This window comes from Micromonospora sp. NPDC048868 (assembly GCF_043198195.1).
In the GTDB taxonomy this organism is placed as follows: Bacteria; Actinomycetota; Actinomycetes; order Mycobacteriales; family Micromonosporaceae; genus Micromonospora; species Micromonospora reichwaldensis.
The window spans coordinates 241,661-252,948 of sequence record NZ_JBICUN010000001.1 but is presented as its reverse complement, the minus strand read 5'-3'; the positions used below and the strand labels follow the sequence as shown (position 1 = coordinate 252,948).

Below are 11,288 nucleotides of genomic sequence, written 5' to 3'. Positions count from 1 at the left end.
GCGGGTGTGGTGTGTGGGGGGGGGGGGCGGGGGGGGGGGGGGGGCGCGGGGGGCGGGGGGGCGCGGGGCGCCCGGGGGGGGGCCGGGGGCCCCCGTCGGGTGGTCCAGGCGGGAACTACAGGCCGAGCTCGGCCTCGAAGTTGCCCGACTCCAGCCGCTCCTTGACCGCGACCAGGAAGCGGGCGGCGTCCGCGCCGTCGATCAGCCGGTGGTCGTACGACAGGGCCAGGTAGACCATCGACCGGACGGCGATGACCTCGCCCAGCTCCGGGTCGTTGACGACGACCGGACGCTTGACCACGGCACCCGTGCCGAGCATCGCCGACTGCGGCGACGGCACGATCGGGGTGTCGAAGAGGGCGCCCCGGCTGCCGGTGTTGGTCAGCGTGAAGGTCGCCCCGGCGATCTCGTCCGGGCTGATCTTGTTGGTCCGGGTGCGCTCGGCCAGGTCGGCGATCCGCTTGGCGATGCCACCCAGGTTCAGGTCGCCCGCGCCATGGATCACCGGCACCATCAGGCCCCGCTCGGTGTCCACGGCGATGCCGAGGTTCTCCGAGTCCGGGTAGGTGATCGTGCCGGCGTCGAGGTCCATGCTGGCGTTCACGATCGGGTACGCCTGCAGCGCCTCGACCGCCGCGAGGGCGAAGAACGGCAGGAACGACAGCTTGACGCCGTGCCGCTGCTGGAACGACTCCTTGGCCTGCGCCCGCAGCTTGGCGACCTTGGTGACGTCCACCTCGACCACGGTGGTCAGCTGCGCCATCTCGTGCAGCGACTGCTGCATCCGCTTGGCGATCGTCGCGCGGATCCGGGGGAGCTTCTCGGTGCTGCCGCGCTTGGCGCTCGGCTGCGGCTTGGCGGCCGGCTTGGCCGGGGCAGCCGCGGCGGGCTGCTGCGCCGGAGCCGGCGCGGCCTTGGCGGCCTTCGCCTTCTCCGCCGCCTCCAGCACGTCCTGCTTGCGGATCCGGCCGCCGACGCCGGTGCCGTTGACCGAGGAGAGGTCGACGCCGTGCTCGCTGGCCAGCTTGCGCACCAGCGGGGTCACGTAGCCGGCGGCCTCCTCGCCGCCCTGGGCGGGCGCCGACGGGCGCTGCTGGGCCGGGGCCGACGGCACGGCCTTCTGCTCGGCCTGTGCGGGCTGCGCCGAGGTCTCGGCCTCCGCCGACGGCTCGTTGTACGACATGCCCGGGGTCGGCTCCTCGGCCTTGGGCTCCGGCTTGGCCTCGGCCTTCGGCTCCGGCTTCGGCTTCGGCTCGGGCTTGGCCTCCGCCTTGGGCTCGGGCTTCGGCTCCGGCTTCGCCTCGGCCGGGGCGGCGCCGGCGGCACCGATCACGGCCAGGTCGGCGCCGACCGCGGCGGTCTCGTCCTCGGGAACCTTGATCTCCAGGACCGTGCCGGCCACCGGCGACGGGATCTCGGTGTCGACCTTGTCGGTGGAGACCTCGAGCAGGGGCTCGTCGACCTCGACGGTGTCGCCGACCTGCTTGAGCCAGCGGGTGACGGTGCCCTCGGTGACGCTCTCGCCCAGCGCCGGCATCTTGACCGGGGTGCCCTCGCCCGACGGCGCCGGCGCGGCCTGCGCCTGGGTCTCCGGCTCCTCGACGGCCGGCTGCTCCGCCTCGGCCTGCGGCTCCTCGGCGGCCTCGGCAGCCTCCTCGGCCGGCTCCTCCTGCTGCGGGGCGGTCTCGCCGCCGCCGGTGGACTCGCCCTCGCCCGCGATCACGGCCAGCTCGCTGCCGACCTCGGCGGTCTCGTCCTCGCCGACCACGATCCGGCTCAGCACGCCCGCCGCCGGGGACGGGATCTCGGTGTCGACCTTGTCGGTCGACACCTCGAGCAGGGGCTCGTCGACCTCGACGGTGTCGCCCTCCTGCTTGAGCCAGCGCGTGACGGTGCCCTCGGTGACGCTCTCACCGAGCCGGGGCATGGTGACCGATACCGGCATCTTCAAAGACTCCTTCATTCCCCTGGTGGGATCATCGCCCGTCGCCGGACGCCGCGGTTGTCGTGATCAGGCGTGTGCGTGCAGCGGCTTGCCGGCGAGCGCCAGGTGCGCCTCGCCCAGGGCCTCGTTCTGCGTCGGGTGGGCGTGCACGAGCTGCGCCACCTCGGCCGGGTACGCCTCCCAGTTGTAGATGAGCTGCGCCTCGCCGACCATCTCACCGACCCGGGCGCCGACCATGTGCACGCCGACGACGGGGCCGTCCTCCACCCGGACGAGCTTGACGAAGCCGGCCGTCTTGAGGATCTGGCTCTTGCCGTTGCCGCCCAGGTTGTAGTTGTAGGTCTTGACCTTGTCGGCGCCGTACTGCTCCTTGGCCTTCGCCTCGGTCAGGCCGACCGACGCCAGCTCCGGGTCGGAGTAGGTGACGCGGGGGATGCCGACCTCGTCGATGACGGCCGGGTTCTGCCCGGCGATCTCCTCGGCGACGAAGATGCCCTGCTGGAAGCCCCGGTGGGCGAGCTGGAGGCCGGGCACGATGTCGCCGACGGCGTAGACGTTCGGCACGCTGGTGCGCAGCCGCTCGTCGGTCAGCACGTAGCCGCGGTCCATCTTGACGCCCTGCTCCTCGTAGCCGAGGTCGGCGGTGTTCGGGCCGCGGCCGACGGCGACCAGCAGCAGCTCGGCCTCGACAGTGTCACCGCCGGCGATGGTGACCTTGACGCCCTTGTCGGTCTTCTCGACCTTCTCGAACGGCTTGCCGACCTTGAAGTTGATCTTCCGCTTGCGGAACGCCCGCTCCAGCGCCTTCGAGGACTCCTCGTCCTCGGCCGCGACCAGCCGGGGGAGCGCCTCGACGATCGTGACGTCCACGCCGAAGGACTTCCACACGCTGGCGAACTCGACGCCGATCACGCCACCGCCGAGCACGATCGCCGAGGCCGGGACCCGGTCGAGGGTGAGCGCGTGGTCGCTGGTGATGACCCGCTCGCCGTCGACCTCCAGGCCGGGCAGGCTCTTCGCGTACGAACCGGAGGCCAGCACGATGTTGCGGCCGGTGTAGCGCTTGCCGTCGACCTCGACGACGTTCTTGCCGACCAGCTTGCCGTGGCCCTCGACGATGGTGATCGACTTGTTGCCCTTGAGCATGCCCTGCAGGCCCTTGTAGAGCCGGGAGATCACGCCGTCCTTGTAGGCGTTGACCCCCGCCATGTCGATGCCGACCAGCTCGGCCTTCACGCCGAACTGCTCCGACTCGCGGGTCTGGTCGGCGATCTCGGCCGCGTGCAGCAGCGCCTTGGTCGGAATGCAACCGTTGTGCAGGCAGGTGCCGCCGAGCTTGCCCTTCTCGACCAGCGCGACCTTCAGGCCCAGCTGGACGGCGCGCAGGGCGGTCGCGTAGCCGCCGCTGCCACCTCCGAGGATGACGATGTCGAAGGTTGCGTCGTTCGGCTCGCTCACGTCCAACTCCCAGGTCGCGTCACTGCTTCGGGGGTCACGGCGGGGCAACACGGGCACACCCCACCTCGGTCATCTTGTCACCACCGCCCGCCGCCCGCGTAGTGAGGTGCCCAACGACACGTCCGTGACACGTACGCTTGGCACTGACTTCGATGACGGACTGAGGGGGAGACGCTCGGTGGGACTGTTCCGGCGACGCAAGAAGACGCGGGCGGTCAGCCTCGACCGGGCCGCCGACCGCGCCGATCTGGAGCACCTCGAGGGCTTCGTCCGCAGCCGGCGTGGGGTCGAGGCCTACATCGAGCCGCGGACCACCGTCACCGAGACCACGGTCATGCTGATCGCCGACGACGGGGAGTGGACCCGCCGTCGCATCGACGGTCCCGACGGCGCCCGCCGCTTCGCGTACCGGATGGGCATCCCGGTCTACGACGTGCGGCTGATGGGCTACCCGCAGCGGATGCGCGACTACAACGAGCGCCGCAAGCGCCGCCCCGAGCTGTATTGAGTCGGCGCCCGGCCGGGTGGGAACGCAAGGAGGGCCCCTCGCCGAGCGAGGGGCCCTCCTTCGCGTACGTCAGCCGTTGGCGGCGACGTCCTCCACCAGCTGGACGAGCGTGCGGACCGGTACGCCCGTGCCGCCCTTGGTCCAGTAGCCGGTCGCCTCGCCCGAGTGGTAGCTCGGGCCCGCGATGTCGATGTGCGCCCAGTCGACGTCGGCGCTGACGAACTCCCGCAGGAACACCCCGCCCTGGAGCATGTGCCCCGCCCGGTCCATGCCGGCGTTGACCTGCGAGATGTCGGCGACGTCGGAGTCCATGCCCTTGCGCACGTCGTCCGGCAGCGGCATCGGCCACGCCGGCTCGCCGACCGCGTCGCCGGCGGTGCGGACCCGCTCGCACAGCTCGGGGCTGCCCATCACGCCGGCGATCCGCTTGCCCAGCGCGACGACCTGCCCGCCCGTGAGGGTGGAGGTCTCGAAGAGGTAGTCGCAGCCGTCCTCGCAGGCCCGCGCCATCGCGTCGGCCAGGATCATCCGGCCCTCGGCGTCGGTGTTGAGCACCTCCACCTTCTTGCCGTTGTACATGCTGATCACGTCACCCGGCCGGTACGACCGCCCGGACGGCATGTTCTCCGCCATCGGCAGGTAGGCCGTCACGGCCACCGACGGCTTGAGCGCGGCGACCGCCAGCATGGTGGCGGCCACCGCGGCGGCGCCTCCCATGTCGGACTTCATCTCCCACATGCCCTGCGCCGGCTTGATCGAGATGCCGCCGGTGTCGAAGGTGATGCCCTTCCCGACGAGCGCCACCCGCTTGCCGTTGCCGCCGCCGGTCGGGGTGTAGGTCAGCTTCACCAGCCGCGGCGGGGCCTCCGAGCCCTGCCCGACGGCGATGATGCCGCCGTAGCCGCCGGCGGCCAGGGCCGCCTCGTCGAGCACCTCGACCGTCAGGCCGGCCTCCCGGGCGGAGTCCGCCACCGAGTCGGCGAAGGACGGCGGGCGCAGCTCGTTCGGGGCGGTGTTGACCCAGTCCCGGCTGCGCCGGACCGCGCCGCACACCACCTGGGCGCGGGCGATCTCGGCCTGGGCTCCGGCGTCACCGGCGTCCGGCACGGCGACCAGCACCTCGGCCACCGGCTCCCGCCGGGACGGCTGCGGCCGGGTCTTGTAGCCGGCGAAGCGGTAGCCGCCGAGCAGCGCGCCCTCCGCCACCGCACGCAGCGCCGCAGGCGCGTCGGCGTCGTCCGGCAGCGGCAGCGCGAGCGCCACCCGCGGCGCGCCCGCGAGCGCCCGTACGGCCCCGCCGGCGGCCCGGCGCAGGGTCTCCGGGGCCGGGGCGGCGCCGGTCGGCTCCGGGCCGAGCCCGACGGCGGCGACCACCGGGGCGGTCACGGTGCCCAGCGTGGCCAGCTTGATCACCTCGCCGGGGGCGCCGGTCGCGCCGAGCAGGGCCAGCGTCTCGGTCAGCTTGCCGTCGAAGGCGGCGGCGATGCTCTCCGCGCCGCTGGCCAGCAGCAGGGTTCCGGCCAGGCCGGTGGTGGCGTCCTGCTCGCCGGTCTGGCTGTGCAGGCCGATCACGATCGCGTCGACGGCGAGCTCGGCGGGGTCGGTGTCGACCAGGCTCAGGGTGGTGCTGGGCGATGTCACTGAAGCTACTCCGGGCGGGCCGGGCCGGTCGCGTCGTCGCGTACCGGCGATGGAGGTCTCCGGCGGAACGTACCCGTCGGAGGTCGGGGCTGTCCCGTCGACGGCTCCGACGGGTCCCGCCGATGCTAACCAGCCGCCCAGCTCCCGGTAAGTTCCCACCCATGACCGACGTGACCTCCGACGCCGCCGCGACCCGGCTGCGCCGTTCCCCGCTGCACGAGCGGCACACCGCTCGCGGCGCCAAGTTCGCCCCGTTCGGTGGCTGGGAGATGCCGCTGGAGTACGCCGGGGGCGGGGTGCTGAAGGAACACACCTCGGTGCGGACCGGGGTGGGCGTGTTCGACGTCTCCCACCTGGGCAAGGCGCGGGTCACCGGGCCGGGCGCGGCGGAGTTCGTCAACGCCTGCCTCAGCAACGACCTGGGCCGGATCGGGCCGGGCCGGGCGCAGTACACCCTCTGCTGCGACGACGCCACCGGCGGCGTGGTGGACGACATCATCGCCTACCTGCACGCCGACGACCACGTCTTCCTCATCCCGAACGCCGCGAACACCGCCGAGGTGGTGCGCCGGCTGCGCGCCGCCGCCCCGGCGTCGGTCACGGTCACCGACGAGCACGAGGCGTACGCCGTCCTCGCCGTGCAGGGCCCGCGCTCGGCCGAGCTGCTCGACGCGCTCGGCCTGCCGACCGGGCACGACTACATGAGCTTCTCCACCGCGACGCTCGACGGGGTGGAGCTGACCGTGTGCCGCACCGGCTACACCGGGGAGCTGGGCTACGAGCTGGTGGTGCCGGCGGCCGACGCGGTCGCGGTCTGGGACGCGCTCTTCGCGGCCGATCCCGAGCTGCGCGCCTGCGGGCTGGCCGCCCGGGACACCCTGCGCACCGAGATGGGCTACCCGCTGCACGGTCAGGACCTGTCGCCGGAGATCACCCCGGTGCAGGGCCGCTCCGGCTGGGCGGTCGGCTGGGACAAGCCGGCCTTCTGGGGCCGCGACGCGCTGCTCGCGGAGAAGGCCGCCGGCCCCAGGCGTACGCTGCGCGGCCTGGAGGCGGTCGACCGGGCGATCCCGCGCCCCGGCATGACGGTGCACGTCGGCGACGCGGAGGTCGGCACGATCACCAGCGGCACGTTCTCGCCGACGAAGAAGCAGGGTGTCGCCCTCGCCCTCCTCGACACCACCGCGAAGCTGACCGACGGCGACCTGGTGGAGGTCGACATCCGCGGCCGCCGCGCCCAGATGCGCGTCACCCGCCCCCCGTTCGTAACCCCCTCGGTGCGCTGACCCTGCGGGAGGGCAGGGGCAGGGGGTCAGAGTGGGGGGTGGGGGCGTTCGCCGGCGTCCAGGACGGCCTGGGTCCAGCCGCCCTCGATGACGCCGGTGCCGTCGAGGACGGCCCAGTCGACGACGTGGGTGGCCTCCACGACGACCGGGGAGCCGATGCGCACGGTCGGGTCGGTGTTGGCGTCGCAGGCGCTGGCGGCCACGATCCGCTCCGGGGTGTCCCACGAGGTCACCCCGGCCCAGACGAGCTCCGGGCCGTCGTCGCCGGGCAGGCCGTACTTGACCACGAGCTGCGTCTCCGGCGGGAGCTGGCCGGCGAGGAACCGGGCCCGGATGTCGCCCAGCCCGGCCCGGGCGGTGGCGACCGCCCTGCTCATCGCGTCGCCCGCCCGGGCGTAGCGCACGTCCGGCTGGATGCCGGCGAAGAGGGTGGCGCAGGCGGCGGCGTAGTAGCGGCCGTCCGGCCCCGGGTGCCCGGCGGGCGGGCGCAGGCTGAGGAACGAGTCGGCGTCGGGGTCGGTGGCCGGGTCCAGCTCCAGGCGCAGCAGCACCGGCGCCGTCGCGCCGTGCTGTTCCGGATTGCCGTACGCCACCGCGATGTCGTGCCCGGTCACCGTGGCCAGCACCGGCAGCTGCACGAACGCCGGCACCTCCTCCCCGGAGAGCCCGTCGGTCCAGTCCCGCAGCAGCCGCCGGGCGGCCCCGGTCATCACCGCGCCCCAGGCCCGGGTCAGGTGGTCCGGCACGCCCTGGGTCTGCAACTCCAGCAGCCCGAAGCGGCGTAGCCCCTTCGTGGTGAACCAGAGCCCCTCGGCGTCGGAGGAGTAGGGCACCAGCACCCAGTCGACCAGCCGGATCCGCCCCTGGTCGTCGGGGAGTGAGCGCAGCGCCGTCGCCGGGTCGAGGAACTGGAGGCCGAACACGTCCACCACGTCGCCGTCGACGGACTCGGCGACGGCGGCGGCCACCGCCCGGGCCGCCCACTCGTGGGCCGGCGGCCAGCCGGGCCGGTACTCGGCCTGCACCACGACCAGGTGGCTCGCGGCGGCCAGCCGGGCCAGCTGCGCCTCGGTGGCGCCGAACGCGGTGAGCAGGTCCGGCGGCAGCTCGGGAAACTCGGCGATCGGCCGGGTGTCGACGCTCATCAGCGGGCTGTCGAGCATGTGCCGCGCCAGCCCGTGCACCGGCTCCGCCAGCCGGCCGGTGAGCCGCGCCACCGCCGTCTTCGCGCTCACCTTCGGCAGCCCCGTCATGGGCACCAGGTAGGTCGCGCTCAGCGACTCCGGAACCGGTACGGGCAGGAAGTCGTCCGTGATGAGCATGTCGTCCCCCGGTTGGCCGCGCCGGTGCTGTCGTGGGAGAACGCTACCCGGCGCGGTGCGCCCTGTTCAGCCGGACAGCACCACTCCCAGGTAGACCAGCGTGGTGACCACCTCCACGGTCGCGCCGAGCACGTCGCCGGTGACGCCGCCGAGCCGGCGTACCACGTGTCGCAGCAGCCCCACCGCGACGGCGAGGGCGGCGGCGACGGCGAGCGGCCCCTGCCACGGGCGGCCCGGCACGGCCGCGAGCGCCGGCAGCGCGACGGCGACCGCCCCGGCGGCCAGGGCGACCGGCCCGACGGCGCCCGCGACCAGCGCGCCGAGCCCCTCCGGGCGGGCCGCCGGCACCCCGCGCCGGCAGGCCACCGCCACCCCGAACCGGCCCGCGGCCGTCGCCGTGACCACCGCCGCGAGCGCCGCCGGCCAGGACCGTCCCGCCAGCTCCGCGAGGGCCGCCGCCTGCACCAGGAGTACGACCACCAGCGCGGCCACCCCGAACGGGCCCACGTCCGGCTTCTTCATGATCTCCAGCGCGGCGTCCCCGCGCCGGTACGACCCCAGCGCGTCCACGGTGTCGGCCAGCCCGTCCAGGTGCAGCCCCCGGGTGAGCAGCGCCCCGGCGCCGACGGTCACCGCCGCCGCCACCAGCGGGGGCGCGAGCGCACCGGGGAGCAGCAGGACGCCGGCGAGGACGACGCCGAGCAGCGCGCCGACCGCCGGGGCGAGCGCCATCGCCGTGCCCGCCACCGACCGGTCGACGCGGCCGGCGCGTACCGGCAGGGTGGTGAAGGTGGTCAGCGCCAGCCGCGCCCCGTCGGCGAGCCGCGACTCAGCCGGCACGCCGGCCGGACGGGTCCACCGCTTCCGTGTCCGTCCCGGCGCCGCCGGGCTCGCGGAGGTCGGCCTCGGTGCTGGTCGGTCCGGGTCCGGTGGGCTCAGGTTCGCGGAAGTCGGGTTCGGTGCTGGTCGGCCCGGGTCCGGCCGGCTCGGGTTCGCGGAAGTCGGGCTCGTCGGTGGCCGGCTCGTCGTTCTCGCCGTCGCCGAGCGACGGGTGGGCCGGCAGCGCGGCGGCCAGCGCCAGCACCGAGCGCAGCAGCGGCAGCGCGGCCAGCGCGTTCGCGCCCTCGCCCAGGTCGAGCCGCAAATCGAGCAGGGGGGTCAGGCCGAGCACGTCGGCACCGAGTTGCACGGCGGGGTGCCCGCCGTGGTCGGCCAGCAGGCACCAGTGCCGGGCCTGCCCGGCCAGGTCGCGGGTGACCATGGCGGCGGCCACCCCGACCGGACCGTCGAGCATCACCGGCAGCCGGCGGGCGGTGGCGCCGAGCAGCACGCCGGTGGCCACGGCGACGTCCCCGCCGCCCAGTTCGGCCAGCACGTCCTTGGCGCTGCGCGGCGAGTTCCGGGTGCGGTGCAGCGCGTCCCGTACCGCCGCGCACCGCCGCATCCAGGCCGCGTCGTCGATCTCGCCCGAGTCGGTGACCACCCGCCTGAGCACCGCCGGCGCCTCAGCGCCCGCCGTCGCCACCAGCACCGCCGCCGCGGCGGCCTCGGTGCCGGCGCCGCACGCCCCGAGCACCAGCAGTCGTACGCCCGCGTCGGCGGCCTCCTCGGCGAGCCGCCAGCCGTAGCGCAGGGCGACCTCGACCTGCTCGCCGGTCAGCGTGGGCTCGGTCTCCATCGGCGCGGACGCCGGGACCTCCACCACCTGGAGCTCGGCGCCGCTCTCGGCGGCCAGCCGGGCCAGCGCCCCCTGCCCGGCGCGGGCCTGCCGGGCCCGGCGCGCCGACTCGCCCTCCACGGTGCCGGCGGCGGCGTCGCCGAGGTGGTCGCCGTGCAGCAGCAGCACCCGCACCCGGCCCCACGGGGCCGGAGTGACGGTGCCCTGGGTGGCGGCGGCGAACCCGACCGCCCGCTCCAGCACGCCCAGCCCCGACCCGGGCACGTCCAGGGTGGCGAGCCGCTCGATCGCCTGCGGGCCGGCGTACTCGTCGGGCATGGGCAGTTCCATGCCGGGCTGGATGACCAGGCCCGTGGCGACCATCGGCAGCGCCATGGTCGGGGCGGCCCAGGCGGTGCCGGTCGGCTCGGCGCCGGGCACCGCGTCCGGGGCGGCCGGCGGCGTGGGGGTGAACACGTCCGGGGAGGGCTCCGACGCGGCCACCGACCCGCCCGCGCCGCCGGGAGAGCCCGGGGCGCCAGTCTGCGCCCGGCCGGCCTGTGCAGGGCCGGCCTGCGCGGACCCGGGCTGTGCGGGGCCGGCCTGCGCGGGGCCGGACTGTGCGGGGCCGGACTGTGTGGGGCCGGCCTGTGCGGGCACGGTGGCCGGGTGCGGGGCGCCCGGCTTGAGCCAGGCGGCCTGGCCGGCGACCACGAGGACGACCGCGTCGCAGGCGTCGGCGACCGCCCGGTTGGCCGCGCCCAGCGCGTCGGTGAAGGCCCGCCCGAGCGGGGTGGTGGGCACCAGGGAGAGCCCGACCTCGGGGCTGACCAGCACCAGCCGGGCCGCGCAGGAGCGCACCGCCGCCGCCAGCTCGGCGATGGTGGCGGTGTCGTCCGCCGGCTGGTGCGCCGGGTCGAGCAGCACGGTCACCCAGCCGCCGAGGTCGTCGACGAGCAGCGTCTCGTTGGGCCCGGCGGAGGCGAGCACGTCCGCGAGGCGGCGCGGGTCGGCCGCGGTCTCCTCGGTGGTCCAGGTCTCCGGCCGGCGCTCGCGGTGCGCCGCCAGCCGGGCCGCCCACTCCGCGTCGTCGGCGGGCGCGTCGGCGGCCGTGGCCACGTAGCGGACCGTCGGCGCGTCGGCGACCAGGGACTCGGCGAACTCGGACTTTCCGGACCGGATGCCGCCAAGCACCAGGACCGTGTTCCACCCGTCAACGGACATGCCCGTACTTTAGAGCCAGCGCCCGGGTGCGGCCCCCCTGAGGTGCGGGGTACGACCGGCCCGGACCCCGCGGCGGCCGGCCGGTCACCGTCGCGGGCAGGGGCATTTTCGAGGCGGCGTTCAGTCGCAGTGCTCGAAACCGCTGCCGTAGCTGGCCCCGCCGGTGGACCCGCCCCACTTCACGCACACCCCGGCGGCCCTGGCCCGCACCGGCCCCGCGTAGTACGAGAACGACCCGCTGTCGGTG

8 protein-coding genes are annotated in these 11,288 nt (G+C 75.0%); 2 read left to right on the top strand and 6 right to left on the bottom strand.

Annotation, left to right across the window (positions count from 1 at the left end; genetic code table 11):
• Window positions 1–115 precede the first annotated feature (115 nt).
• Together sucB and lpdA are read right to left on the bottom strand one after the other, a co-directional pair.
• A complete protein-coding gene (gene sucB / locus ACGFNF_RS01165; protein ID WP_357578204.1) occupies window positions 116–1,945 on the bottom strand; it encodes a 2-oxoglutarate dehydrogenase, E2 component, dihydrolipoamide succinyltransferase in 1,830 nt (609 codons plus the stop codon).
• A gap of 66 nt (window positions 1,946–2,011) precedes the next feature.
• Window positions 2,012–3,403, bottom strand: coding sequence for a dihydrolipoyl dehydrogenase (gene lpdA, locus ACGFNF_RS01160; protein ID WP_132236095.1), 1,392 nt, complete (start codon window positions 3,401–3,403; stop codon window positions 2,012–2,014).
• 178 nt (window positions 3,404–3,581) lie between these two features.
• On the opposite strand from lpdA, the gene ACGFNF_RS01155 reads away from it, so the two are divergent.
• A complete protein-coding gene (locus ACGFNF_RS01155; protein WP_151456448.1) occupies window positions 3,582–3,911 on the top strand; it encodes a hypothetical protein in 330 nt (109 codons plus the stop codon).
• A 69-nt stretch (window positions 3,912–3,980) separates the two neighbouring features.
• On the opposite strand, the gene ACGFNF_RS01150 is transcribed toward ACGFNF_RS01155, so the two are convergent.
• On the bottom strand, window positions 3,981–5,552 hold the full coding sequence (locus ACGFNF_RS01150) for a leucyl aminopeptidase (protein ID WP_357578203.1): 1,572 nt from the start codon (window positions 5,550–5,552) through the stop codon (window positions 3,981–3,983).
• 161 nt (window positions 5,553–5,713) lie between these two features.
• Between ACGFNF_RS01150 and gcvT the strand changes: the two genes are divergently transcribed.
• A complete protein-coding gene (gene gcvT / locus ACGFNF_RS01145) occupies window positions 5,714–6,838 on the top strand; it encodes a glycine cleavage system aminomethyltransferase GcvT (protein WP_393164944.1) in 1,125 nt (374 codons plus the stop codon).
• Between the two features lie 26 nt (window positions 6,839–6,864).
• On the opposite strand, the gene ACGFNF_RS01140 is transcribed toward gcvT, so the two are convergent.
• From ACGFNF_RS01140 to ACGFNF_RS01130, 3 genes are all read right to left on the bottom strand, one after another.
• Window positions 6,865–8,160, bottom strand: a complete 1,296-nt coding sequence (locus tag ACGFNF_RS01140; protein WP_393164942.1) for a DUF2314 domain-containing protein — start codon at window positions 8,158–8,160, stop codon at window positions 6,865–6,867.
• 66 nt (window positions 8,161–8,226) lie between these two features.
• Complete coding sequence (gene cobS, locus ACGFNF_RS01135; protein WP_393164940.1) at window positions 8,227–9,000, bottom strand: adenosylcobinamide-GDP ribazoletransferase; 774 nt, start codon at window positions 8,998–9,000, stop codon at window positions 8,227–8,229.
• Window positions 8,990–11,041, bottom strand: a complete 2,052-nt coding sequence (locus ACGFNF_RS01130) for a bifunctional adenosylcobinamide kinase/adenosylcobinamide-phosphate guanylyltransferase (protein WP_393164938.1) — start codon at window positions 11,039–11,041, stop codon at window positions 8,990–8,992. The genes cobS and ACGFNF_RS01130 overlap by 11 nt, the downstream gene beginning before the upstream one ends.
• Between the last annotated feature and the right edge of the window lie 247 nt (window positions 11,042–11,288).